Below are 26,240 nucleotides of genomic sequence, written 5' to 3'. Positions count from 1 at the left end.
GGCGACGCGTCAGTTCTGCGACGCCACCGGCGGTGTCCCGCTGCCCGCGCCCGGCTCCAGGGCGTCCAGCGCCCTGCGCAGCCCCGTCAGTTTGCGTTCGAGATGGGCCGCGGTGGCCACCGCCGCAGCGTCCGCCGAGTCGTCGTCGAGCTGCTTGGACAGCGCCTCGGCCTGCTCCTCGACCGCCGCGAGCCGCGCGGAGAGCTCGGCCAGGAGCCCGGCCGCCTCCTTGTTCTCGCCGCCCGCGGACTTGCCGCCCTCCAACTGCAGCCGGAGCAGCGCCGCCTGCTCGCGCAGCTGGCAGTTCTTCATGTAGAGCTCGACGAACACCGAGACCTTGGCGCGCAGCACCCACGGGTCGAAGGGCTTGGAGATGTAGTCCACCGCGCCCGCCGCGTATCCCCGGAAGGTGTGGTGCGGGCCGTGGTTGATGGCGGTCAGGAAGATGATCGGAATGTCACGGGTCCGCTCCCGGCGCTTGATGTGCGCGGCGGTCTCGAAGCCATCCATACCCGGCATCTGGACGTCCAGCAGAATGACCGCGAAGTCGTCCGTCAGCAGCGCCTTGAGTGCTTCCTCCCCGGACGATGCCCTGACCAGCGTCTGATCGAGCGCGGAGAGGATGGCCTCCAGCGCCAGCAGATTCTCCGGCCGGTCATCGACCAGGAGGATCTTGGCCTTCTGCACCATGGCCCGCCCTCCTCGCCCCGGCTTGGGGCCTCCCCTGTCCGCAGGACTCTGGATGACGCCACCCGGCGCCGCCCCAGGGGACGACTCCCTTGCGCCGCCCGTCCTTGTGCCGGTCATCGTAGCCGTACCCCGCCTGTCGCCACACCCTGTCACCGCGATGTCACTGTGCACATAGCAGAAACGCGACGGGAGACCAGAAGGTTCCCCGCACACCGCACTTCTACACGGCTCCCACCACGCTCCGTCAGGCACTCCACATGAACATTAGGGGCCCCCGTCACTGCTCACGCATCCACTTTTCCATCACGGACAGCAGATGGTCGGGGTCGACCGGCTTGGTCACGTAGTCGGAGGCGCCCGACTCGATGGCCTTCTCCCGGTCGCCCTTCATCGCCTTCGCCGTGAGCGCGATGATCGGCAGCCCGGCGAACTGCGGCATCCGCCGGATCGCCGTGGTCGTCGCGTACCCGTCCATCTCCGGCATCATGATGTCCATCAGGACGACCGCGACGTCGTCGTGCTGCTCCAGGACCTCGATGCCCTCACGCCCGTTCTCGGCGTACAGCACCGACAGGCCGTGCTGTTCAAGGACGCTGGTGAGCGCGAAGACGTTGCGGATGTCGTCGTCGACGATCAGCACCTTCTCGCTGTCGAACCGGGCGCCCTGCCGCGGCCGGGCCGCCTGCTGCTGCTCGCCGGGCCACTGCTCCTGGACCGCTCCGGTGCCCGTGCCGGTGCCCCGGTGGGCGCCCGCGGAGGCCGCCCTGCGGCGGCGCCTGAAGAGCGCCGCGGGCCCGTTCTGGGTCTCGTGGTACGACTTCACCTCCGCCGGGGTCTCGATGTCCGGCGCGGACAGCTCCGCCTCGGACGCCAGCAGTTCCTCGGCCTCCATGGGGGGCGCGAGCTGCGCGTAGCCCTGCGGCGGCAGTTCGCTCGGGTGCAGCGGCAGGTACAGGGTGAACGTCGAGCCGCGCCCGGGCTCGCTCTGCGCGTGGATCTCGCCGCCGAGCAGCCGCGCGATCTCCCGCGAGATGGACAGCCCCAGGCCCGTGCCGCCGTACTTGCGGCTGGTGGTGCCGTCGGCCTGCTTGAACGCCTCGAAGATCACCCGCATCTTGCTGGCCGCGATGCCGATGCCGGTGTCGGCCACGGAGAACGCGATCAGGTCCCCGTCCGGGTCCCGCAGCGAACCGGCCTCCAGCAGCTGCTCCCTGATCGCCATCGGGACGTCGCCGCCCGCGGGCCGGATGACCAGCTCGACGGCCCCGGTGTCCGTGAACTTGACCGCGTTGGACAGCAGATTGCGCAGCACCTGCAGCAGGCGCTGTTCGTCGGTGTGCAGCGTGGCGGGAAGCTCCGGCGAGACCCGTACGGAGAAGTCGAGGCCCTTCTCCGCGGTCAGCGGCCGGAAGGTGGCCTCCACGTAGTCGACGAGCTGGACCAGCGCGATGCGGGTCGGGGAGACGTCCATCTTGCCCGCCTCGACCTTCGACAGGTCGAGGATGTCGTTGATCAGCTGCAGCAGGTCGGAGCCGGCGCCGTGGATGGTCTCGGCGAACTCCACCTGCTTCGGGGAGAGGTTCCCCTCCGCGTTGTCGGCGAGCAGCTTGGCCAGGATCAGCAGCGAGTTGAGCGGGGTGCGCAGCTCGTGCGACATGTTGGCCAGGAACTCGCTCTTGTAGCGCATGGAGACCGCGAGCTGCTCGGCGCGCTCCTCCAGGACCTGCCGGGCTTCCTCGATCTCGGTGTTCTTGACCTCGATGTCGCGGTTCTGCTGGGCCAGCAGCTCGGCCTTCTCCTCCAGTTCGGCGTTGGACGCCTGCAGGGCCTTCTGCCGCTGCTCCAACTCCTCCGACCTGAGCCTGAGTTGCTCGGTCAGCTCCTGCGACTGCTTCAGCAGCACCTCCGTCTTGGTGTTGACGGAGATGGTGTTGACGCTCGTCGCGATCATCTCGGCGATCTGGTTGAGGAAGTCCTTCTGGATCTGTGTGAACGGGGTGAAGGACGCCAGCTCGATGACGCCGAGCACCTTCCCCTCGAAGAGCACCGGAAGGACGATGACCTGCGCGGGCGGCGCCTCCCCGAGTCCGGAGGAGATCTTCAGGTAGCCGCTCGGCGCGTTCTCCACCAGGATGGTGCGCTTCTCCTTGGCCGCGGTGCCGATCAGGGCCTCACCCGGCCGGAACGACGTCGGCATGGAGCCCATGGAGTAGCCGTAGGACCCCAGCATGCGCAGCTCGTACGCGTCGGCCGCGTCCGCGGCCAGGTCCTTGCCGTCGACGAGCGGCATGGCCAGGAAGAACGCGCCGTGCTGCGCGGAGACCACGGGCGTCAGCTCGCTCATGATCAGGGAGGCCACGTCCTCCAGGTCGCGGCGGCCCTGCATCAGCGCGGAGATACGGGCCAGGTTGCCCTTGAGCCAGTCCTGCTCCTTGTTGGCGATCGTGGTGTCGCGCAGGTTGGCGATCATCTTGTTGATGTAGTCCTGCAGCTCCTGGATCTCGCCGGAGGCGTCCACGTCGATCTTCAGGTTGAGATCACCGCGGGTCACCGCGGTCGCCACGCGCGCGATGGCGCGCACCTGCCGGGTCAGGTTCCCGGCCATCTCGTTCACCGACTCCGTCAGGTCGCGCCAGGTGCCGTCGACGTCCCGCACCCGCGCCTGGCCGCCGAGCTGGCCCTCCGTGCCCACCTCGCGGGCGACCCGGGTGACCTCCTCGGCGAAGGAGGAGAGCTGGTCGACCATCGTGTTGATGGTCGTCTTGAGCTCCAGGATCTCGCCGCGCGCGTCGATGTCGATCTTCTTGGTCAGATCACCCTTGGCGATGGCGGTGGTCACCATGGCGATGTTGCGCACCTGGCCGGTGAGGTTGGACGCCATCTGGTTCACGGACTCGGTGAGGTCCTTCCACGTACCGGCCACGCCCGGCACGTACGCCTGGCCTCCGAGGATGCCGTCCGTGCCCACCTCACGGGCCACCTTGGTGACCTGGTCGGCGAACGAACTCAGCGTCTTCACCATGGTGTTGAAGGTGTCGGCGAGCTGCGCGACCTCGCCGCGCGCCTCGATCGTCACCGTCCGCGTCAGGTCGCCGTTGGCGACGGCGGCCGCCACCTGGGAGATGTTGCGCACCTGCATGGTCAGGTTGTTGGCCATCAGGTTGACGTTGTCGCTGAGGTCCTCCCAGATGCCCGTGACACCCGGCACGTGCGCCTGGCCGCCGAGGATGCCCTCGGTGCCCACCTCGCGGGCCACCCGGGTCACCTGCTCGGCGAAGGACGAGAGCTGGTCGACCATCGTGTTGACGGTGGTGACCAGTTCCAGGATCTCGCCCCTGGCGTCCACGGTGATCTTCTTGGAGAGGTCGCCCTTGGCGACGGCGGTCGTGACCTCGGCGATGTTGCGCACCTGGATGGTCAGGTTGTTCGCCATGAAGTTCACGGACTGGGTGAGGTCCTTCCATGTGCCCGAGACACCCTGGACCTCGGCCTGACCGCCCAGGATGCCCTCGGTGCCCACCTCGCGGGCCACCCGCGTGACCTGCTCCGCGAAGTTCGAGAGCTGGTCGACCATCGTGTTGATGGTGTTCTTCAGCTCCAGGATCTCGCCGCGCGCGTCCACATCGATCTTCTGCGACAGATCGCCCCGGGCCACCGCGGTCGCCACCTGGGCGATGTTGCGCACCTGGGTGGTGAGGTTGCCCGCCATGCCGTTGACGGAGTCGGTCAGATCTCGCCACACGCCGGCGACGCCCGGCACCTGCGCCTGACCTCCGAGCCGGCCCTCGGTGCCCACCTCACGGGCCACCCGCGTGACCTGCTCCGCGAAGGCGGAGAGCTGGTCCACCAGGTTGTTGACGGTGTTCTTCAACTCCTGGATCTCGCCGCGCGCGTCCACGTCGATCTTCTGCGACAGGTCACCGCGGGCCACCGCCGTGGTGACCTGGGCGATCTGCCGCACCTGGGAGGTGAGGTTGCCCGCCATGAAGTTGACGGAGTCGGTGAGTTCCTTCCACGTGCCGCTGACGCCCGGCACCACGGCCTGGCCGCCCAGGCGGCCCTCCGTGCCGACGTCCCGGGCCATGCGCGTGACCTGGTCGGCGAACGCGGAGAGCTGGTCCACCATCGTGTTCACGGTGTTCTTCAGCTGGAGCATCTCGCCGGAGACGTCCACGGTGACCTTCTGCGACAGATCGCCGTTGGCCACCGCCGTCGTCACCTGGGCGATGTTGCGGACCTGGCCCGTCAGGTTGCGGAAGGCGGTGTTCACCGAGTCGGTGAGGTCCTTCCAGGTGCCGGCGGCGCCGGGCACCTGCGCCTGGCCGCCCAGCTCGCCCTCGACGCCGATCTCCCGCGCCACCCGGGTGACCTCGGAACCGAAGGCGGACAGCTGGTCCACCATCCCGTTGACGGTGTTCTTCAGCTCCAGCATCTCGCCGGCCACGTCGACGGTGACCTTCTGCGACAGATCGCCGCTGGCGACGGCCGTCGTCACGGCGGCGATGTCCCGCACCTGGGTGGTCAGATTCCGGAAGACCGTGTTCACCGAATCGGTGAGGTCCTTCCACGTCCCCGCCGCACCCGGCACATTCGCCTGGCCGCCGAGCCGGCCCTCGCCGCCGACCTCGTTGGCGACGCGGGTGACCTCGTCCGCGAAGGTGCGCAGCGTCTCGGTCATCTGATTGATCGTCTCGGCGAGCTGGGCGACCTCGCCGCGCGCCGAGACGGTCACCTTCCGGGACAGGTCGCCGTTGGCGACCGCGGTCGTCACCTCCGCGATCCCGCGTACCTGAGCGGTCAGATTGCCCGCCATCAGGTTCACCGAGTCGGTGAGGTCCTTCCACACGCCGGCCACCCCGGGCACCTGCGCCTGGCCGCCCAGCTCGCCCTCGGTGCCCACCTCACGGGCGACCCGCGTCACCTCGGAGGAGAACGAGGACAGCTGGTCCACCATCGTGTTGACGGTGTTCTTCAGCTCCAGCATCTCGCCGGCCACGTGGACCGTGACCTTCCGCGACAGGTCGCCCTTGGCGACGGCCGTGGTCACCAGAGCGATGTCGCGCACCTGCGCGGTCAGCCGGTAGGCCATCGTGTTGACGGAGTCCGTGAGGTCCTTCCAGGAACCGGACATCCCGCGCACCCGCGCCTGCCCGCCCAGCTTGCCCTCGGTGCCCACCTCGCTGGCCACCCGGGTGACCTCGTCGGTGAACGTCGACAGCTGGTCGACGAGATTGTTGACGGTGCGGCCGACCTTCAGGAACTCGCCGCGCAGCGGATGCCCGGTCCCGTCCGGCCCCGCCGTCCGCAGCTCCATGCGCGGCGACAGATCACCCTCGGCCACCGCGGTCAGCACCCGGCCGACCTCGGAGACGGGGCGTACGAGATCGTCCACGAGGGCGTTGGAGGCGTCGATGGCGGCCGCCCAGGAACCCTCGCTGGCCCCCGTCTCCAGCCGCTCCGTGAGCTTGCCCTCGCGCCCCACCATACGCCGCACCCGCGCCAGCTCGCCGGTCAGATGCAGGTTCCGGTCGGCCACCTCGTTGAAGACTGCGGCGATCTCGGCCATCACCCCGTCGCCGGAGACCGTCAGCCGCTTCCGGAAATTGCCGTCCCTCATCGACACGAGGGCCGCCAGCAGCCGGTTGAGGGCCGCCGTGTCCACCGCGGTGGTTCCATTGCGCTGTTTGCGCTGGTTGCTCAGGGACTGTCCGCCTTTTGCGCGCGTCTTCGTGGCCCGCGTCGCTGCGCCAGACTCCACTGTGTCCCTCCCGCAGGGGTCGACCTTCACTGCTGTGCTCAGAGTTACCGCTGGACATACCGGTCACCGACGCGTAGCGCCGCCCCACATGTACCAGGCGCACGCGCGTGCTCCTGCCCGGCCTGACAGAAGTCACTCGGCCTGCCCGGACCCACACCTCAAGCTTGCCCAGTGTTTCACCATGCCCGAACCAGGCCATAACAGTTCGGCAGCTTCGCACACGCTCCGCACACCCTACGGACGTAAACACCCGCGACCGGCATCCGCATGGACCGCGAAGGTAAGTAACCTTGCATGCGGCTGTCCAGCCGCACCGGTCCGACCGGTCTGGGCGGTGGCACGAGCACGAGCGGGCAGGCATCGGAGGGGCACCGCACCATGACCACCGGACTGCGTCCCGGGGGACCACCCCAGGATCCCCGGCAGACAGGAGACCAGCAGCTGCCTCGGCAGGAACGGGTCGGCACGGGAGCCCTGCACGTCGACAACCGGACGAGGAGTTCTGTGATCACCGCGCGCGCGGCCGCCAGCTTCGAGCCCGTCGGACGATCGGTCGCGACCGCCCGCTCCTTCGTCCGCGACACACTCCAGGGCTGGGGCTTCGCCGACATCGTCGACGACGCGGTGGTCCTCACCAGCGAGTTGGTCACCAATGCCGTCGTCCATGCGGGCACCTCCGCGGACGTGCTGTGCCTGCGCAGCGACGACGGCGTCCGCATCGAGGTGGCCGACCGGTATCCGGAACGCGAGATCCCACTGCAGTCGACCGCAGTCAACATGGGCAGCCCCGACCGCGAGGGCGGCCGCGGCCTGCAGCTGTGCGCCGCCCTGGCCGGCCGCTGGGGCGTCGAGTACACGCCCACGCACAAGCAGGTCTGGTTCCAACTCGATCTCCCCGAACGCCCGGTGGGCACACGCGCGGCGGGTCCCTCGCTGCCCGCCGACCTGCTGCCGCTCGCCGACGGCCGGGTCCGCGTCGCCGTCCTCCAGATCGACCGCGCCGGCTGCCTCACCTCCTGGAGCGAGGACGCGGAGGACCTGTTCGGGTACGTGGCCGAGCAGGTCACCGGCAAACCGCTCACCGACCTCGCGGCGTGGCCGCACACCCCCGGCACCGGCACCGGCATCGCCGAGGCACTCCAGCTCTCGCGCTGGGAGGGCAGCTACGGCGTCCGCGGCGCCGACGGCCGTGTCATCCCCGTCTACGCCTCGCATCTGCGCGTCCGGGACACGGCCGGCGAACCGTCCACGGTCTGCCTGCTCGTACGAGACCACGAACGCGCCGTCCTGCAGACCCCGTTGCGCGGACCCGCCCCCGACCCGACGACCTCCTCGGACGGCCAGGCAACGGACCCCTTCGAGGTCTTCATCGGCTCCCCCGCACCGGACGACCTCGACGGCCTGCTGCAGCGCACGGTGGAACGCGCCCGCGACATGCTCGACGGCGACGCCGCCTTCCTCCTCCTGGCCACCGACGACGAGACGGAGCTTGAGGTCCGCGCCTCCACCGGCCTGCCCTCCGCCCGCCAGCGCTTCGCCCGCGTCCCGGTCGAGGCCGGCCCCGGCCGCTACGGCTCGGCCCGCATGCCGGCCGTCCACGACGACCTGACGGCCGTCCCGGGTGCCGTCCCGCTGCTGTCCGGCACGGGCATGCGTTCGGTGGTGACGGTGCCCCTGAAGGTGGAGGGCCGCCTCACCGGTTCCCTCGGCGTGGCCGCCGAGGCGCCCACCCGCTACTCCAACGAGGAGGCGCTGCGCCTGCAGTTCGCGGCCGACCGCATCGCCCTCGCCGTGGAATCGGCGCGCCTCGGCGAACTGGAGCGGCTGCGCCGCGGCTCCCTGAGTTTCCTCGTCGAGGCGTCCGACCTCCTCGCGGGCACCCTGGACCGCGACCAGACGCTGGCGCTCATGGCCCAGATGACGATCCCGACCCTGGCCACCTGGTGCGCGGTCTACACCATCGCGGACCAGGCGTCCGAGCCCTACCTCTCGTACGTCCTGCACGAGGACGAGGAGCGCATCGACGGCCTCAAGGCCCTCCTGGCGAAGATTCCGCCGCCGGAGCCGATCCCCACGCCGGGTGCCCGGGTGTGGACGGCGCCCGCGGAGGCCGCGCACCGGGCGGCGCTCCGCACCTCCATGCGCAGCCTGGGCCTGGGCGAGCCCACGACGGTCAGCTCCGGCATCGGCACGACGTTGTCGACGGCCTCGGCGGTGGGCGGGGAAACCGTCGTCCTGCCTCTCGTCGCCCGCAACCGCGTCATCGGCATGCTGACGCTGGGCAAGCCGACGGACGAACACTTCCGCCAGGAGATCCTGGAGTTGGCCGAGGACCTGAGCCGCCGGGCCGCCCTGGCACTGGACAACGCCCGGCTCTACTCGGAGCGCACGGCCATCAGCCAGTCCCTCCAGCGCAGCCTGCTGCCGCCCGAGCTGCCGCGCGTCGACGGGGTCGAGGTCGAGGTCATCTACCGCGCGGCCGGCGAGGGCAACGAGGTCGGCGGCGACTTCTACGACCTGTTCCCGATCCGCGACGGTGCGTACGGCTTCGCCATCGGCGACGTCTGCGGTACGGGACCGGAGGCGGCCGCCGTAACGGGCCTCGCCCGCCACGCCCTGCGTCTGCTGGCCCGCGAGGGCTTCGGCGGCCCGGCGGTCCTGGAGCGCCTCAACTCCGCCATCCTCGACGAGGGCGCCCGCAGCCGCTTCCTGACGCTGCTCTACGGCGAGCTGTGGCCGCAAGAGGACGGCAGCGCGCTCCTGAAGGTGGTCTGCGCGGGCCATCCGCTCCCCCTGCGGCTGCGCCAGGACGGCACGGTGGAGCCGGCCGCCGAACCGCAGCCGCTGCTCGGTGTCATGGAGGACCTCGAACTGTACGAGCAGACGGTGACGCTCGATCCGGGTGATGTCCTGCTGTGCGTCACGGACGGCGTCACCGAACGCCGGGAGGGCACGCGCATGCTGGGCGACGACGGTCTCGCGGACGTCCTGACGACCTGCACGGGCCTCACGGCGGGCGCGGTGGCCGCCCGCATCATGCGTGCGGTGGAGCGCTTCGCCTCCGACGCCCCCTCGGACGACATGGCCATTCTCGCGATGCGCGTTCCGGGCCTTCCGAAGGACTGAGGGAAAGTCCCGGACCGGGTGACCCGGTCCTCACATGGAAAACGGCCCCGCCCTGCCGGGCGAGGCCGTTTCTGCCGGAGCCCCCAAACGGAATCGAACCGTTGACCTTCTCCTTACCATGGAGACGCTCTGCCGACTGAGCTATAGGGGCCTGTCGCCTTTTCGGGGATTCCCGGCGGCAACGGAAGAGAGCATACCCCGAACAGACGTGTGCTCCCAACCGCTGGCAACGTCTCAGAAGGCGGGTTGCAGCAGTCCGCCCAGCGCGTTGCACACGGAGACGATCCGCTGCATTTCACGCTTCGTCAGCGAGCCGTCCACCGGCAGCGAGAGCGTCTCGCCGGCGGCCCGCTCGGTCTCGGGCAGACAGACATCGCGACGGAAGCCCGGCATACGGTGCACGGGTGTCTTCACCGGCACCCCGCACGCGACTCCCCTGGCTCTCACGGCCCCGGCGAAGGCGTCCCGGTCGGGTCGCCCGTTGCCCGGTACGCGCACGACGTACTGCTGGTAGGTGTGCCCACCCGCACTCTCAGGCGTCCGCACGCCCCGCAGCCGCCGGTCGAGATAGGCGGCCCGCTCGCGGCGCTGCGCCACCTCGGCGTACGGCGTCTCGGACTCCCCCTGCTCCAGCACCAGAAGCCCGTGCCGCTGCCCGACCTCGTGCAGCCCCGTGACGTCGGCTGGCCGCCCGAATCGGTGGACCACCACGACAGCGGCGGTCCGCGGGGTCACCACGGCCTCGACGGCGGCGGGGTCGAGGCAGTACGTCAAGGGGTCGATGTCGGCGAAGACCGCTGTCGCACCGGCCAGGGTCACGGCCTCCGCCACCTCGATGGTCCCGAAGGCCGGCACGATGACCTCGTCACCGGGACCCACGCCCGCGGCCCCGAGCATTCCAGCTGTACCCATGGCTCGGATGCTGATACGGCAAAGTGAACGCAAAGTGACGCGCAACGCAAAAAAGCTGGTCCCCGAACCGAAGTTCAGGGACCAGCTCTCACTATTCGTTCGGCGGCGTCCTACTCTCCCACAGGGTCCCCCCTGCAGTACCATCGGCGCTGTAAGGCTTAGCTTCCGGGTTCGGAATGTAACCGGGCGTTTCCCTCACGCTATGACCACCGAAACACTACGAAACACACAACCCACCGCGTGACAGCGGGATTGTTCGTGGTTTCAGAACCAACACAGTGGACGCGAGCAACTGAGGACAAGCCCTCGGCCTATTAGTACCGGTCACCTCCACCTGTTACCAGGCTTCCAGATCCGGCCTATCAACCCAGTCGTCTACTGGGAGCCTTACCCCATCAAGTGGGTGGGAGTCCTCATCTCGAAGCAGGCTTCCCGCTTAGATGCTTTCAGCGGTTATCCCTCCCGAACGTAGCCAACCAGCCATGCCCTTGGCAGAACAACTGGCACACCAGAGGTTCGTCCGTCCCGGTCCTCTCGTACTAGGGACAGCCCTTCTCAAGACTCCTACGCGCACAGCGGATAGGGACCGAACTGTCTCACGACGTTCTAAACCCAGCTCGCGTACCGCTTTAATGGGCGAACAGCCCAACCCTTGGGACCGACTCCAGCCCCAGGATGCGACGAGCCGACATCGAGGTGCCAAACCATCCCGTCGATATGGACTCTTGGGGAAGATCAGCCTGTTATCCCCGGGGTACCTTTTATCCGTTGAGCGACGGCGCTTCCACAAGCCACCACCGGATCACTAGTCCCGACTTTCGTCCCTGCTCGACCCGTCGGTCTCACAGTCAAGCTCCCTTGTGCACTTACACTCAACACCTGATTGCCAACCAGGCTGAGGGAACCTTTGGGCGCCTCCGTTACCCTTTAGGAGGCAACCGCCCCAGTTAAACTACCCATCAGACACTGTCCCCGATCCGGATCACGGACCCGGGTTAGACATCCAGCACGACCAGACTGGTATTTCAACGACGACTCCACCCCAACTGGCGTTGGAGCTTCACAGTCTCCCAGCTATCCTACACAAGCCGAACCGAACACCAATATCAAACTGTAGTAAAGGTCCCGGGGTCTTTCCGTCCTGCTGCGCGAAACGAGCATCTTTACTCGTAGTGCAATTTCACCGGGCCTATGGTTGAGACAGTCGAGAAGTCGTTACGCCATTCGTGCAGGTCGGAACTTACCCGACAAGGAATTTCGCTACCTTAGGATGGTTATAGTTACCACCGCCGTTTACTGGCGCTTAAGTTCTCAGCTTCGCCCACCCGAAAGTGAGCTAACCGGTCCCCTTAACGTTCCAGCACCGGGCAGGCGTCAGTCCGTATACATCGCCTTACGGCTTCGCACGGACCTGTGTTTTTAGTAAACAGTCGCTTCTCGCTGGTCTCTGCGGCCACCCCCAGCTCACGGAGTAAATCCGATCACCAGGCATGGCCCCCCTTCTCCCGAAGTTACGGGGGCATTTTGCCGAATTCCTTAACCATAGTTCACCCGAACGCCTCGGTATTCTCTACCTGACCACCTGAGTCGGTTTAGGGTACGGGCCGCCATGAAACTCGCTAGAGGCTTTTCTCGACAGCATAGGATCATCCACTTCACCACAATCGGCTCGGCATCAGGTCTCAGCCACACACAAGGCGGATTTACCTACCTTGCGGCCTACACCCTTACCCCGGGACAACCACCGCCCGGGATGGACTACCTTCCTGCGTCACCCCATCACTCACCTACTAACCGCTTGGTCCGGCGGCTCCACCACTCCGAGATTGTCCGAAGACGCACCCGGCGGCTTCACGGCCTTAGCATCACGATGCTCGATGTTTGACGCTCCACAGCGGGTACCGGAATATCAACCGGTTATCCATCGACTACGCCTGTCGGCCTCGCCTTAGGTCCCGACTTACCCTGGGCAGATCAGCTTGACCCAGGAACCCTTAGTCAATCGGCGCACACGTTTCCCACGTGTGAATCGCTACTCATGCCTGCATTCTCACTCGTCAACCGTCCACGACTACCTTCCAGTGCCGCTTCACCCGGCAGACGACGCTCCCCTACCCATCACAACAGGCGTTAACCCTCATGCTGCAATGACACGACTTCGGCGGTACGCTTGAGCCCCGCTACATTGTCGGCGCGGAATCACTAGACCAGTGAGCTATTACGCACTCTTTCAAGGGTGGCTGCTTCTAAGCCAACCTCCTGGTTGTCTGTGCGACTCCACATCCTTTCCCACTTAGCGTACGCTTAGGGGCCTTAGTCGATGCTCTGGGCTGTTTCCCTCTCGACCATGGAGCTTATCCCCCACAGTCTCACTGCCGCGCTCTCACTTACCGGCATTCGGAGTTTGGCTAAGGTCAGTAACCCGGTAGGGCCCATCGCCTATCCAGTGCTCTACCTCCGGCAAGAAACACACGACGCTGCACCTAAATGCATTTCGGGGAGAACCAGCTATCACGGAGTTTGATTGGCCTTTCACCCCTAACCACAGGTCATCCCCCAGGTTTTCAACCCTGGTGGGTTCGGTCCTCCACGAAGTCTTACCTCCGCTTCAACCTGCCCATGGCTAGATCACTCCGCTTCGGGTCTTGAGCGTGCTACTAAAAACGCCCTCTTCGGACTCGCTTTCGCTACGGCTACCCCACCCGGGTTAACCTCGCAACACACCGCAAACTCGCAGGCTCATTCTTCAAAAGGCACGCAGTCACGAGACACCAGCAAGCTGATGCCCGACGCTCCCACGGCTTGTAGGCACACGGTTTCAGGTACTATTTCACTCCCCTCCCGGGGTACTTTTCACCATTCCCTCACGGTACTATCCGCTATCGGTCACCAGGGAATATTTAGGCTTAGCGGGTGGTCCCGCCAGATTCACACGGGATTTCTCGGGCCCCGTGCTACTTGGGTATCTTCCAAACGAGCCGCTGACGTTTCGACTACGGGGGTCTTACCCTCTACGCCGGACCTTTCGCATGTCCTTCGCCTACATCAACGGTTTCTGACTCGTCCCACGGCCGGCAGACCGCAGAAGAAAGAACCCACAACCCCGCATGCGCAACCCCTGCCGGGTCTCACACACATACGGTTTGGCCTCATCCGGTTTCGCTCGCCACTACTCCCGGAATCACGGTTGTTTTCTCTTCCTGAGGGTACTGAGATGTTTCACTTCCCCTCGTTCCCTCCACACTGCCTATGTGTTCAGCAGTGGGTGACAGCCCATGACGACTGCCGGGTTTCCCCATTCGGAAACCCCCGGATCAAAGCCTGGTTGACGACTCCCCGGGGACTATCGCGGCCTCCCACGTCCTTCATCGGTTCCTGGTGCCAAGGCATCCACCGTGCGCCCTTAAAAACTTGGCCACAGATGCTCGCGTCCACTGTGCAGTTCTCAAACAACGACCAACCACCCACCACCCCGAACCACCACGGTCCGAGTTCACTGGGGCCGGCGACTGAGGAGAAATCCATTCCCTCAGACACCCAACAGCGTGCCCGACACCCTCACCCCTCCACCTTCCGTTCCACGCCGAAGCAGTACTAGGAAGAAGAGCAGACCGAGTGTGCCGAGTAGTCAACGTTCCACCCATGAGCAACCGTGCAGGACATTTGCCTGCAGTCGGCTATGTGCTCCTTAGAAAGGAGGTGATCCAGCCGCACCTTCCGGTACGGCTACCTTGTTACGACTTCGTCCCAATCGCCAGTCCCACCTTCGACAGCTCCCTCCCACAAGGGGTTGGGCCACCGGCTTCGGGTGTTACCGACTTTCGTGACGTGACGGGCGGTGTGTACAAGGCCCGGGAACGTATTCACCGCAGCACTGCTGATCTGCGATTACTAGCGACTCCGACTTCATGGGGTCGAGTTGCAGACCCCAATCCGAACTGAGACCGGCTTTTTGAGATTCGCTCCACCTTGCGGTATCGCAGCTCATTGTACCGGCCATTGTAGCACGTGTGCAGCCCAAGACATAAGGGGCATGATGACTTGACGTCGTCCCCACCTTCCTCCGAGTTGACCCCGGCGGTCTCCCGTGAGTCCCCAGCACCACAAGGGCCTGCTGGCAACACGGGACAAGGGTTGCGCTCGTTGCGGGACTTAACCCAACATCTCACGACACGAGCTGACGACAGCCATGCACCACCTGTACACCGACCACAAGGGGGCACCCATCTCTGGATGTTTCCGGTGTATGTCAAGCCTTGGTAAGGTTCTTCGCGTTGCGTCGAATTAAGCCACATGCTCCGCCGCTTGTGCGGGCCCCCGTCAATTCCTTTGAGTTTTAGCCTTGCGGCCGTACTCCCCAGGCGGGGCACTTAATGCGTTAGCTGCGGCACGGACCACGTGGAATGTGGCCCACACCTAGTGCCCACCGTTTACGGCGTGGACTACCAGGGTATCTAATCCTGTTCGCTCCCCACGCTTTCGCTCCTCAGCGTCAGTATCGGCCCAGAGATCCGCCTTCGCCACCGGTGTTCCTCCTGATATCTGCGCATTTCACCGCTACACCAGGAATTCCGATCTCCCCTACCGAACTCTAGCCTGCCCGTATCGACTGCAGACCCGGGGTTAAGCCCCGGGCTTTCACAACCGACGCGACAAGCCGCCTACGAGCTCTTTACGCCCAATAATTCCGGACAACGCTTGCGCCCTACGTATTACCGCGGCTGCTGGCACGTAGTTAGCCGGCGCTTCTTCTGCAGGTACCGTCACTTGCGCTTCTTCCCTGCTGAAAGAGGTTTACAACCCGAAGGCCGTCATCCCTCACGCGGCGTCGCTGCATCAGGCTTGCGCCCATTGTGCAATATTCCCCACTGCTGCCTCCCGTAGGAGTCTGGGCCGTGTCTCAGTCCCAGTGTGGCCGGTCGCCCTCTCAGGCCGGCTACCCGTCGTCGCCTTGGTGAGCCGTTACCTCACCAACAAGCTGATAGGCCGCGGGCTCATCCTGCACCGCCGGAGCTTTCCACCCAAGGAGATGCCTCCCCGGGTCGTATCCGGTATTAGACCCCGTTTCCAGGGCTTGTCCCAGAGTGCAGGGCAGATTGCCCACGTGTTACTCACCCGTTCGCCACTAATCCACCCCGAAGGGCTTCATCGTTCGACTTGCATGTGTTAAGCACGCCGCCAGCGTTCGTCCTGAGCCAGGATCAAACTCTCCGTGAATGCTTACCCGGCCGGTAAATGAATACCACCGGTCGACACCACGAGAGCGGAACCACCAGAGGAATAACCCAGTGGTTCACAGCGTCCTCGCTGTGTTGTTTCAAAGGAACCTCGACCATCGGAACACAACGCTCCGACAGACGGGGCATCAACATATCTGGCGTTGACTTTTGGCACGCTGTTGAGTTCTCAAGGAACGGACGCTTCCTTCGTACTCACCACGAGAACCACTCTCACGGCTTTCCTCCGGGCGCTTCCCTTCGGTGTTTCCGACTCTATCAGATCTCTCTCGATCCGATTTCCTCGGCGCTTTCCAGGTTCCCGCATTCGCGTTTCCCTTTCCGGCGATCCCGACTTTATCAGAGGTTCTGAGTCGGGATTTCCGCCCCGCAGGGTCGGGTCCCGGACGCACGACTGCGCCGGGTTCCCCTGGTGGCGGAGTCGTAAACGTACTGGAGCGGGGCGCCTCGATGCAAATCGAGGCGCCCCGCTCCGAGTTCACCCGCGCGGCGTCGTGACGAGGTGTCAGACCTCTACGACCACGGGCAGGATCATCGGCCTGCGCCGGTAGGTGTCCGAGACCCACTTGCCCAGGACCCGGCGCACCAGTTGCTGCAGCTGGTGGGGTTCGACGACCCCGTCCTGCGCCGACCGTTCGAGCGTCTCCGTGATCCTCGGGATCACATCGTTGAAGGCCGAGTCCTCGATGCCCGAGCCTCGCGCATGGACGTGGGGTCCGCCGGTGATCTTGCCCGTCGACGAGTCCACCACCACGAAGACGGAGATGATGCCCTCGTCCCCGAGGATCTTGCGGTCCTTGAGCGCGGGCTCGCCGACGCCGCCGACGGAGAGGCCGTCGACGTACACGTAGCCCGCCTGGACCTTGCCGGAGATCCTCGCCTTGCCCTCGACGAGGTCGACGGCGATGCCGTCCTCGGCGATGACGATGCGGTCGTGCGGCACGCCCGTCAGCGCGCCCAGCTCGGCGTTCGCCCTCAGGTGGCGCCACTCGCCGTGGACCGGCATCAGGTTCTTCGGCCGGCAGATGTTGTAGAAGTACAGCAGCTCGCCCGCGGACGCATGGCCCGAGACGTGCACCTTGGCGTTGCCCTTGTGCACGACGTTCGCACCCCAGCGGGTGAGGCCGTTGATCACGCGGTACACCGCGTTCTCGTTGCCGGGGATGAGCGACGACGCGAGGATCACGGTGTCGCCCCCGACGATGCGGATCTGGTGGTCCCGGTTCGCCATCCTCGACAGGGCCGCCATCGGCTCGCCCTGCGAGCCCGTGCAGACCAGGACGACCTCGCTGTCCGGCAGGTCGTCCAGGGTCTTGACGTCCACCACCAGTCCCGGCGCCACCTTCAGATAGCCCAGGTCCCGTGCGATGCCCATGTTGCGGACCATGGAGCGGCCGACGAAGGCGACCCGGCGGCCGTACTCGTGTGCCGCGTCCAGGATCTGCTGGATGCGGTGGACGTGGCTGGCGAAGCTCGCCACGATGATCCGCTTGCGGGCGCCCGCGAAGACCTGGCGCAGGACGTTGGAGATGTCGCGTTCGTGCGGGGTGAAGCCCGGGACCTCGGCGTTGGTGGAATCGGCGAGGAGGAGGTCGATGCCTTCTTCGCTCAGCCGTGCGAACGCGTGGAGGTCCGTCAGACGGTTGTCCAGCGGCAGCTGGTCCATCTTGAAGTCGCCCGTGTGGACGACCATGCCGGCCGGGGTGCGGATGGCCACCGCGAGAGCGTCCGGAATGGAGTGGTTGACCGCGACGAACTCGCAGTCGAAGGGGCCGATGCGCTCGCGCCGGCCCTCGGCGACCTCGAGCGTGTACGGGCGGATGCGGTGCTCCTGGAGCTTCGCCTCGATCAGGGCGAGGGTCAGCTTGGAGCCGATCAGCGGGATGTCGGGCTTCTCCCTCAGCAGGTACGGGACGCCGCCGATGTGGTCCTCGTGGCCGTGCGTGAGCACGATGCCCTCGACATCGTCCAGGCGGGAGCGGATGGACGAGAAGTCGGGCAGGATCAGGTCGATCCCGGGCTGCTCCTCCTCGGGGAAGAGCACTCCGCAGTCGACGATCAGCAGGCGGCCCCCGTATTCGAACACGGTCATGTTCCGGCCGATTTCCCCGAGGCCGCCGAGCGGGGTGACCCTCAGACCGCCTTCGGGGAGCTTCGGCGGCGGGCCGAGTTCAGGATGCGGATGACTCAAAAGACTCTCCTCACCACGCGCGCCACGTCCCTGTAGGGCACGTGGCGCGCGTGACGTTCGTGCAAAAGCAGTTGTCGGTGTGGGGTGCAGGCGCGTGTGCCCTGCCTATTCAGTTGTGAAGTCCGTGTCAGAGCTGTACCCCGCCGGCGGCAAGATCGATCTTGAGCTGGGCGGTCTCATCGGCCGTGAGCTCGACCATGGGCAGACGCAGCGGTCCGGCGGGCAGGCCCTGGAGGGCGAGCGCGGCCTTGGTGGTCATGACGCCCTGGGTGCGGAACATGCCGGTGAAGACCGGGAGCAGCTTCTGGTGGATCTCCAGCGCCTTCTGGACGTCACCGCTCGCATAGGCGTCGGCCATGGCGCGCAGCTCGGGTGTGACGACGTGGCCGACGACCGAGACGAAACCGACCGCGCCCACGGAGAGCAGCGGCAGGTTGAGCATGTCGTCACCGGAGTACCAGGCGATGCCGGACCGCGCGATGGCCCAGCTGGCGCGGCCGAGGTCGCCCTTGGCGTCCTTGTTGGCGACGATCCGCGGATGCTCGGCGAGACGGACGATGGTCTCCGTGTTGATCGGCACGCCGCTGCGGCCCGGGATGTCGTAGAGCATGACCGGCAGGTCGGTCGCGTCGGCGATGGCCTTGAAGTGCCGGTAGAGACCTTCCTGAGGGGGCTTGTTGTAGTAGGGCGTGACGGTCAGCAGGCCGTGCGCTCCGGTCTTCTGCGCCGCGCGCGCCAGCTCGACGCTGTGGTGGGTGTCGTTCGTGCCGACCCCGGCCACGACGTGGGCGCGGTCGCCGACCGCCTCCAGAACGGCTCGTACAAGATCCGATTTCTCCGCGTCGCTGGTGGTGGGGGACTCGCCGGTGGTGCCGTTGATGATCAGGCCGTCGTTGCCTGCGTCCACCAGATGGGCGGCGAGCCGCTGGGCGCCGTCGAGGTCGAGTGCGCCGTCCGCCGTGAAGGGCGTGACCATGGCGGTGAGGATCCGCCCGAAGGGGATCTGCGGAGTGGAGGTCGGAGCCATGGGTAACACGCTACTCGCTGCCCCGGGCGCGGTCCTCCCTCGGGTTGCGGCAAAAGTCCGGACAAAGATGGAACCCGGCACTGCCTGCTCGGGGGTTCAGGCAGTGCCGGGTCCGTTTGATCAGGCTAGATGAACTTCTCGAAATGCCGCAATACGGACACTTCGCTCGGCTGATCCGTACATCTGTCCTCGGCCGGGCTCGGGGCGCGCTACGGGGCCACGCGCCCGTTGGCGTTGAAGGCGGCGTGCGTGAGCGGCATGAGCCCGGCCCACTCCGCCTCCATCCTCTCGCCCACCATCTCGATCTCCCGCTGCGGGAAGGAGGGCACCCTGGCCAGCTCGTGCTGGGTCCGCAGGCCGAGGAAGTGCATCAGCGAGCGGGCGTTGCAGGTCGCGTACATCGAGGAGAACAGGCCCACCGGGAGGACCGAACGGGCGACCTCGCGGGCGATGCCGGCCGCGAGCATCTCCTGGTAGCGCTCGTACGCCTGGATGTACGACTCCTGCATCGAACGCTGCATGACCTCGTGCTGCACCTCGGTGCCCGACACGAACTCGTACTTGCCCGGGCGACCCTGCTGGACGAGCTTGCGGTCCTCTCCGGGGACGTAGAAGACCGGCTGGAGCTCCCGGTAGCGGCCCGACTCCTCGTTGTAGGACCAGCCCACCCGGTGCCGCATGAACTCGCGGAAGACGAAGATCGGGGCGCTGACGAAGAACGTCATCGAGTTGTGCTCGAAGGGGCTGCCGTGCCGGTCCCGCATCAGGAAGTTGATCAGGCCCTTGGAGCGCTCGGGGTCCTTGCTCAGCTCCTCCAGGGACTGCTCGCCGGCGGTGGAGACGCGGGCGGCCCACAGCACGTCGGAGTCGGCCGCGCTGTGCTTGACCAGCTCGACGGTGACGTCGCTGCGGAAGCTGGGCTTGAGGTCGTCGGCGGGGGTGTCGGTCACGGCGTAGAGGGTCCTTCCCATCACAAGCTCGGGCGGCGCCCACTCTACGGCCCGTCACCGACAACGGGGCGATCGGTACCGGGCCGCGACATTCACCGGCGAACATCAGCGAAATCGGCGAAAGAGGGCACCTTTTGCGATACTCGCTCGTCCGTGTAAGTGACGGCTGTTTGTTCGCATCCGTCGCTCTTCAGGTACACCGGATCCCACGACCCTCGAAGGAGAAGCGCTCCCATGTCCCGTCGGCGCGAGCACGTACCGTTCGCCTTCCTCGCCGAAGCCGACTCGTTCCGCAGCAATGTCGCTCCCCCGCCCCGCCGACGCGCGTCCGCCGGTGAGACGGCCGGGCGGTGGCTGCTGGGGCTCACCGTCGTCGCGGGGCTCGTGGGCGCCCTGGTGATCGGCCTGCCCTCCATGTCGCACGAGTCGCCCGCGGCGACGCAGCGCTCCGTGGCCTCCCACGGACGCTGAGGCACCCCGCCGCCGGGCCGGCGCCGGAGGCGGCCCCCTCCGGTACCCCCTTGGACCCCCGAGGGTGGTGGGGGCGGACACGGCTCGATAGCCTCACCAGGCACAGCCGCCCCATGGACCGAGTGAGGATCAGTCGTGCCCCTGCCTTTCCTGACGGCCGACCGTGCTTCCGACCCGGCAGCGGACGATCTCCCGCTGCCCTACGACGACCGCGACCGCTGGCGGCGCCCCTACCGCCCCGGCCCCTGGCGGGTGGGCGCGGCCGCGCTGCTGCTGCTCCTCGCCTCCTTCGTGCTGTTCGCGGCGGTCATCATCGCGCTCACGGGCACACCGAGCGGCGCCGGCATGGTTCTCGGCATAGCTCTCGTCGTCATCGCGGGCGCCCTGCGGCTGCTGCGCATGGGCGTCTGGGTGAGCGCACGGGGGCTGCGCCGCGTGGGCTTCTTCGCCACGCGTACGGCGCCCTGGGCGCAGGTCGTCTCGGTACGGACGGTGCAGCAGCCGGTGCGCTGGCTCGGTCTGCCGCGCACGGTGCAGGGCCAGGCCCTGGTCCTCGTGCGCAGGAGCCGTTCTCCCGAGGACGTGCCGCCGCTGCTGACCACGCACGGCGCCGACTTCCTGGCGCGTCCGCAGGCCTTCGACCGCGCGGCGGACACGGTCGAGGCGTGGGCCGCGGAGTACCGCAGGGGCTGACACGTCCGGCGAGAAGGGGCCGGGCCGCCGAAGCCGCCGGGAGGCCCGAGCGTGCCGACGGTCCCTTCGTCGGAGCACCCTCCCGGGCGCCCCTCGGGCGCCCTCGCCGCCCGCGGGCCCGGTGCCCGTGCGGGGCGTCCTACGGACCGGGGGCCCGATGAGCGGTACCCGGTCCGGTGCCGCTCACGCCTCGGCCGTCTTGCCGTCGTGCAGGGCGATCGCCCGCTGCATCGCCTTGCGGGCGCGAGGCGTGTCGCGGGCGTCGTGGTAGGCGATCGCCAGCCGGAACCAGCTGCGCCAGTCGTCCGGGGCCGCCTCCGTCTCCGCCTTGCGCCTGGCGAAGACCTCGTCGGCCGAGTCGCGGTCGATCCGGCCGCTCGGGGTGCGCCGCAGCTCGTCGACGGGCAGGCCACCCTCGGCGTCCAGCTCGGCGGCGAGCCGGTTGGCCTTGCGCACGAACTGCGTGTTCTTCCAGAGGAACCAGACGCCGATGACCGGCAGGATCAGCACCGCGATGCCGAAGGTGACGGTGACCGGGGTTCCGTTCTGGATCAGGAGCACGCCACGGCTGCCGACCAGACCGAAGTAGACGACCAGGACGGCGGCCGTGACGGCGTAGGAGATCTTCGCGCGCATGCCGACTACTTCAGATCGAGGAAGTGCTCCAGGCCGAAGGTGAGGCCCGGGGTGGTCACGATGCGGCGGACGCCGAGCAGGATGCCCGGCATGAAGCTGCTGTGGTGCAGTGAGTCGTGGCGGATGGTGAGGGTCTCCCCCTCGCCCCCCAGCAGCACCTCCTGGTGGGCGAGCAGACCGCGCAGGCGGACCGCGTGCACCGGGACGCCGTCGACGTTCGCGCCGCGGGCGCCGTCCAGGGCCGTCACCGTGGCGTCGGGCTGCGGGGCGCTGCCCGCCCGCTCCCGTGCGGCGGCGATGAGCTGGGCGGTGCGCGTGGCGGTGCCGCTGGGGGCGTCCACCTTGTTCGGGTGGTGCAGCTCGACGACCTCCACGGACTCGAAGTACGGGGCCGCCGCCTCCGCGAACTTCATGGTCAGCACGGCGCCGATGGAGAAGTTCGGGGCGATCAGCACGCCCGTCTCCGGGGACTGGTCCAGCAGGCCCTTCAGGTGCGCGAGGCGCTCCTCGGTCCAGCCGGTCGTGCCGACGACGGCGTGGATGCCGTGCCGTACGCAGAAGTCGAGGTTGCCCATCACGGAGGCCGGTGTGGTCAGCTCGACCGCCACCCGGGCGCCGGTCTCGACGAGCGTCTCCAGCCTGTCGCCGCTGCCGAGGGCGGCCACCAGCTCCAGGTCCTCGGCGGCTTCCACCGCCCGTACCGCCTCCGAACCGATCCGGCCCTTGGCGCCGAGGACCGCCACGCGCAGCTTGCTCATGTTGTTGATTCCTTGGTCGTACTTATCGAGCTTGTCGAGGGCCTACGCGACCGCGTCGTGCAGACGGGCCGCCTGTCTGTCCCTGAGCGGGCCGATGACCGACAGCGAGGGCCGCTGTCCCAGGAGGTCCCGCGCCACGGACCGCACGTCGTCCGGGGTGACGGCGGCTATCCGGGCCAGCATGCCGTCCACGGACATCTGCTCGCCCCAGCACAGCTCGCTCTTGCCGATACGGTTCATCAGCGCGCCCGTGTCCTCCAGCCCGAGGACCGTGGAGCCCCTCAGCTGGCCGATGGCGCGGGCGATCTCGTCGTCGGACAGGCCGTGCTCGGCGACGTGGTCCAGCTCGTCCCGGCAGATCTTCAGCACGTCGTGCACCTGGCTGGGACGGCAGCCCGCGTAGACGCCGAAGAGGCCGCAGTCGGCGAAGCCCGATGTGTACGAGTACACGCTGTAGGCCAGGCCCCGCTTCTCCCGGACCTCCTGGAACAGGCGGGACGACATGCCGCCGCCCAGTGCCGTGTTCAGCACGCCGAGGGCCCAGCGGCGCTCGTCGGTGCGGGACAGGCCGGGCATGCCGAGGACGACGTGCGCCTGCTCGGTCCTGCGGGCGAGCAGTTCGACGCGGCCGGCGGTGCGGATGGCGCGGCGGCCGGCGCGGGGGGTGACGGGGGTGGCGTCGCCCCGCGTGAGGGCGCCGGCCTTCTCGAAGGCGGCACGCACCTGCCGTACGACCCTGTGGTGGTCGATGTTGCCGGCGCACGCGACCACGAGGTGGGTCGGGTCGTAGTGCTTCTTGTAGAAGCGGCGGATGCGATCGGCGGTCAGGGCGTTGACCGTGTCGACGGTGCCCAGGACGGGGCGGCCGAGCGGGGTGTCGCCGAGCATCGTGTGCGCGAACAGGTCGTGCACGCAGTCGCCCGGGTCGTCCTCCGTCATCGCGATCTCCTCGAGGATCGCGCCGCGCTCCACGTCGACGTCCTCTTCGAGGATGAGGGAACCGGTCAGCATGTCGCAGACGACGTCGATGGCGAGGGGGAGGTCGGCGTCGAGCACGCGCGCGTAGTAGCACGTGTACTCCTTCGCCGTGAACGCGTTCATCTCGCCGCCGACCGCGTCGAGCGCGGAGGAGATGTCGAGGGCGCTGCGGCGGTGCGTGCCCTTGAAGAGCAGGTGCTCCAGATAGTGCGTCGCGCCGTTCAGGGCCGGGGACTCGTCGCGGGAGCCGACGTGCGCCCAGATGCCGAAGGTGGCCGAACGCACGGACGGCAGGGTCTCGGTGACCACGCGCAGACCACCCGGAAGGGTGGTCTTGCGGACGGTGCCGATGCCGTTCTCGCCCTTGATCAGCGTTTGGGTACGGGCGACGGCCCGCGCCTCCGGAGAGGTGCGGGCCGTCGCCTTGGAGCCGCGCGACGTCACTTGGCTGCGTCGTCCTTCGCCGCCGCGGCGTCACCGCTGTCGGATTCCTTCTCCTCGCCCTCGATCACGGGGATGAGGGAGAGCTTGCCGCGGGAGTCGATCTCGGCGATCTCGACCTGGACCTTCTGGCCCACGCCGAGCACGTCCTCGACGTTCTCCACCCGCTTGCCGCCGGCGAGCTTGCGGATCTGCGAGATGTGCAGCAGACCGTCCTTGCCCGGGAGCAGCGAGACGAACGCGCCGAAGGTGGTCGTCTTGACGACCGTGCCCAGGTAGCGCTCGCCGACCTCCGGCATGGTCGGGTTGGCGATGCCGTTGATCGTGGCACGGGCGGCCTCGGCGGACGGGCCGTCGGCGGCGCCGATGTAGATCGTGCCGTCGTCCTCGATCGTGATCTCGGCGCCGGTGTCCTCCTGGATCTGGTTGATCATCTTGCCCTTGGGGCCGATGACCTCACCGATCTTGTCGACCGGGATCTTGACGGTGATGATCCGCGGGGCGTGCGGGGACATCTCGTCGGGCCGGTCGATGGCCTCCATCATCACGTCGAGGATGTGGAGCCGGGCGTCGCGGGCCTGCTTGAGGGCCGCGGCCAGGACGGAGGCCGGGATGCCGTCCAGCTTGGTGTCGAGCTGGAGGGCGGTCACGAACTCCTTGGTGCCGGCGACCTTGAAGTCCATGTCGCCGAAGGCGTCCTCGGCGCCGAGGATGTCGGTCAGGGTCACGTAGTGCGTCTCGCCCTCGATCTCCTGGGAGATCAGGCCCATGGCGATGCCGGCGACCGGTGCCTTCAGCGGCACACCGGCGTTCAGCAGCGACATGGTGGAGGCGCAGACCGAGCCCATGGAGGTCGAGCCGTTCGATCCGAGGGCCTCGGAGACCTGGCGGATCGCGTACGGGAACTCCTCGCGCGCGGGCAGGACCGGGAGCAGGGCGCGCTCGGCGAGGGCGCCGTGGCCGATCTCGCGGCGCTTCGGGGAGCCGACGCGGCCGGTCTCGCCGGTGGAGTACGGCGGGAAGTTGTAGTTGTGCATGTAGCGCTTGCGCGTCACCGGGGAGAGGGTGTCGAGCTGCTGCTCCATGCGCAGCATGTTCAGCGTGGTGACGCCCAGGATCTGGGTCTCGCCGCGCTCGAAGAGGGCCGAACCGTGCACCCGCGGAATGGCCTCGACCTCGGCGGCCAGGGTGCGGATGTCGGTGACACCGCGGCCGTCGATGCGCTTCTTCTCCTTGATGACGCGCTCACGGACCAGGGTCTTGGTCAGCGAGCGGTACGCGGCGGAGATCTCCTTCTCGCGGCCCTCGAACTCCGGCAGCAGCTTCTCGGCGGCGAGCTGCTTGACGCGGTCAAGCTCGGCCTCGCGCTCCTGCTTGCCGGCGATGGTGAGCGCCTGGGCCAGCTCGGGGCGGACGGCGGCGGTCAGCGCCGCCAGGACGTCCTCCTCGTAGTCGAGGAAGATCGGGAACTCGCCGGTCGGCTTGGCGGCCTTGGCGGCCAGGTCCGCCTGAGCCTTGCACAGCACCTTGATGAAGGGCTTCGCGGCCTCCAGACCGGCGGCGACGACCTCCTCGGTGGGCGCCTCGGCGCCGCCCTGGACGAGCTTGATGGTCTGGTCGGTGGCCTCGGCCTCGACCATCATGATCGCGACGTCGCCGTCCTCCAGGACGCGGCCGGCGACGACCATGTCGAAGACGGCGTCCTCGAGCTCGGTGTGCGTCGGGAAGGCGACCCACTGGCCGTTGATCAGCGCGACGCGGACGCCGCCGATCGGGCCGGAGAAGGGCAGGCCGGCGAGCTGCGTGGACGCGGACGCGGCGTTGATCGCCACGACGTCGTACAGGTGGTCGGGGTTGAGCGCCATGATCGTGGCCACGACCTGGATCTCGTTGCGCAGGCCCTTCTTGAAGGAGGGGCGCAGCGGGCGGTCGATGAGCCGGCAGGTGAGGATGGCGTCCTCGGAGGGACGGCCCTCACGGCGGAAGAAGGAACCGGGGATCTTCCCCGCCGAGTACATCCGCTCCTCGACGTCGACCGTCAGCGGGAAGAAGTCGAGCTGTTCCTTGGGGTTCTTGGACGCGGTGGTGGCCGACAGGACCATCGTGTCGTCGTCCAGGTACGCGACGGCGGAGCCGGCGGCCTGCTTGGCCAGGCGGCCCGTCTCGAAGCGGATCGTGCGGGTGCCGAATGAGCCGTTGTCGATGACGGCCTCGGCGTAGTGGGTCTCGTTCTCCACTAGCGTTTTCTCCTCGTCTTCGTCCCTGGGCTGCCCGTGTGGCAGGGGGACGGTGGCGGAGAAGCGCTCCGTCTGGTGCGGGCCGGTCTTCGATCGAAGCACCCGGGGCTCGCTTCCCCCCGGGGGCCACTACCG

13 protein-coding genes, 1 tRNA gene and 3 rRNA genes are annotated in these 26,240 nt (G+C 67.4%); 3 read left to right on the top strand and 14 right to left on the bottom strand.

Annotation, left to right across the window (positions count from 1 at the left end; translation table 11 throughout):
* Positions 1-9: 9 nt before the first annotated feature.
* A complete protein-coding gene (locus ACZ79I_RS29440; protein ID WP_381077078.1) occupies positions 10-690 on the bottom strand; it encodes a response regulator in 681 nt (226 codons plus the stop codon).
* A gap of 277 nt (positions 691-967) precedes the next feature.
* Positions 968-6,448, bottom strand: a complete 5,481-nt coding sequence (locus ACZ79I_RS29435; RefSeq protein ID WP_471501055.1) for a HAMP domain-containing protein — start codon at positions 6,446-6,448, stop codon at positions 968-970.
* A 378-nt stretch (positions 6,449-6,826) separates the two neighbouring features.
* Between ACZ79I_RS29435 and ACZ79I_RS29430 the strand changes: the two genes are divergently transcribed.
* Complete coding sequence (locus ACZ79I_RS29430; RefSeq protein WP_471505310.1) at positions 6,827-9,574, top strand: SpoIIE family protein phosphatase; 2,748 nt, start codon at positions 6,827-6,829, stop codon at positions 9,572-9,574.
* 78 nt (positions 9,575-9,652) lie between these two features.
* Here ACZ79I_RS29430 and ACZ79I_RS29425 read toward each other — a convergent pair.
* From ACZ79I_RS29425 to thyX, 8 genes are all read right to left on the bottom strand, one after another.
* A tRNA-Thr gene (locus tag ACZ79I_RS29425) sits at positions 9,653-9,725 on the bottom strand.
* An 83-nt stretch (positions 9,726-9,808) separates the two neighbouring features.
* Positions 9,809-10,471: a DegT/DnrJ/EryC1/StrS family aminotransferase gene (locus ACZ79I_RS29420; RefSeq protein ID WP_471505308.1), complete on the bottom strand. Its 663-nt coding sequence runs from the start codon at positions 10,469-10,471 to the stop codon at positions 9,809-9,811.
* 112 nt (positions 10,472-10,583) lie between these two features.
* A 5S ribosomal RNA gene (rrf, locus tag ACZ79I_RS29415) occupies positions 10,584-10,700 on the bottom strand.
* Between the two features lie 80 nt (positions 10,701-10,780).
* Positions 10,781-13,903 (bottom strand): 23S ribosomal RNA (locus ACZ79I_RS29410).
* Between the two features lie 275 nt (positions 13,904-14,178).
* A 16S ribosomal RNA gene (locus ACZ79I_RS29405) occupies positions 14,179-15,703 on the bottom strand.
* The 16S, 23S and 5S rRNA genes sit together here, the layout of an rRNA operon.
* A gap of 525 nt (positions 15,704-16,228) precedes the next feature.
* On the bottom strand, positions 16,229-17,914 hold the full coding sequence (locus tag ACZ79I_RS29400) for a ribonuclease J (protein ID WP_471501053.1): 1,686 nt from the start codon (positions 17,912-17,914) through the stop codon (positions 16,229-16,231).
* A 127-nt stretch (positions 17,915-18,041) separates the two neighbouring features.
* Positions 18,042-18,941, bottom strand: coding sequence for a 4-hydroxy-tetrahydrodipicolinate synthase (gene dapA, locus ACZ79I_RS29395; protein WP_471501051.1), 900 nt, complete (start codon positions 18,939-18,941; stop codon positions 18,042-18,044).
* A 209-nt stretch (positions 18,942-19,150) separates the two neighbouring features.
* On the bottom strand, positions 19,151-19,891 hold the full coding sequence (thyX, locus tag ACZ79I_RS29390) for an FAD-dependent thymidylate synthase (protein WP_471501049.1): 741 nt from the start codon (positions 19,889-19,891) through the stop codon (positions 19,151-19,153).
* A gap of 234 nt (positions 19,892-20,125) precedes the next feature.
* Here thyX and ACZ79I_RS29385 point away from each other — a divergent pair, with 234 nt between their 5' ends.
* Positions 20,126-20,362, top strand: coding sequence for a hypothetical protein (locus ACZ79I_RS29385; protein WP_471501047.1), 237 nt, complete (start codon positions 20,126-20,128; stop codon positions 20,360-20,362).
* Positions 20,363-20,497: 135 nt separating this feature from the next.
* Complete coding sequence (locus tag ACZ79I_RS29380; RefSeq protein WP_471501045.1) at positions 20,498-21,055, top strand: PH domain-containing protein; 558 nt, start codon at positions 20,498-20,500, stop codon at positions 21,053-21,055.
* Between the two features lie 183 nt (positions 21,056-21,238).
* On the opposite strand, the gene ACZ79I_RS29375 is transcribed toward ACZ79I_RS29380, so the two are convergent.
* Genes ACZ79I_RS29375 through ACZ79I_RS29360 form a run of 4 tightly spaced genes read right to left on the bottom strand, consistent with a single transcriptional unit; the run spans position 21,239 to position 26,105 of the window.
* Complete coding sequence (locus ACZ79I_RS29375; protein WP_471501043.1) at positions 21,239-21,691, bottom strand: hypothetical protein; 453 nt, start codon at positions 21,689-21,691, stop codon at positions 21,239-21,241.
* Positions 21,692-21,696: 5 nt separating this feature from the next.
* Complete coding sequence (dapB, locus tag ACZ79I_RS29370; protein WP_381085574.1) at positions 21,697-22,449, bottom strand: 4-hydroxy-tetrahydrodipicolinate reductase; 753 nt, start codon at positions 22,447-22,449, stop codon at positions 21,697-21,699.
* Positions 22,450-22,491: 42 nt separating this feature from the next.
* On the bottom strand, positions 22,492-23,871 hold the full coding sequence (locus tag ACZ79I_RS29365) for a M16 family metallopeptidase (protein ID WP_471501041.1): 1,380 nt from the start codon (positions 23,869-23,871) through the stop codon (positions 22,492-22,494).
* Complete coding sequence (locus tag ACZ79I_RS29360; protein ID WP_471501039.1) at positions 23,868-26,105, bottom strand: polyribonucleotide nucleotidyltransferase; 2,238 nt, start codon at positions 26,103-26,105, stop codon at positions 23,868-23,870. The genes ACZ79I_RS29365 and ACZ79I_RS29360 overlap by 4 nt, the downstream gene beginning before the upstream one ends.
* Positions 26,106-26,240: the final 135 nt, after the last annotated feature.

Source organism: Streptomyces sp. PSU-S4-23 (assembly GCF_055632315.1).
This window is presented reverse-complemented; position numbering and strand designations above follow the sequence as displayed.

Excerpts from the sequence above, each read along its gene's own strand:
- ACZ79I_RS29375 (WP_471501043.1), bottom strand. The coding sequence starts at position 21,691 with ATGCGCGCGAAGATCTCCTACGCCGTCACGGCCGCCGTCCTGGTCGTC.
- ACZ79I_RS29430 (WP_471505310.1), top strand. The coding sequence starts at position 6,827 with ATGACCACCGGACTGCGTCCCGGGGGACCACCCCAGGATCCCCGGCAG.
- dapA (WP_471501051.1), bottom strand. The coding sequence starts at position 18,941 with ATGGCTCCGACCTCCACTCCGCAGATCCCCTTCGGGCGGATCCTCACC.
- ACZ79I_RS29440 (WP_381077078.1), bottom strand. The coding sequence starts at position 690 with ATGGTGCAGAAGGCCAAGATCCTCCTGGTCGATGACCGGCCGGAGAAT.
- ACZ79I_RS29420 (WP_471505308.1), bottom strand. The coding sequence starts at position 10,471 with ATGCTCGGGGCCGCGGGCGTGGGTCCCGGTGACGAGGTCATCGTGCCG.
- dapB (WP_381085574.1), bottom strand. The coding sequence starts at position 22,449 with ATGAGCAAGCTGCGCGTGGCGGTCCTCGGCGCCAAGGGCCGGATCGGT.
- ACZ79I_RS29385 (WP_471501047.1), top strand. The coding sequence starts at position 20,126 with ATGTCCCGTCGGCGCGAGCACGTACCGTTCGCCTTCCTCGCCGAAGCC.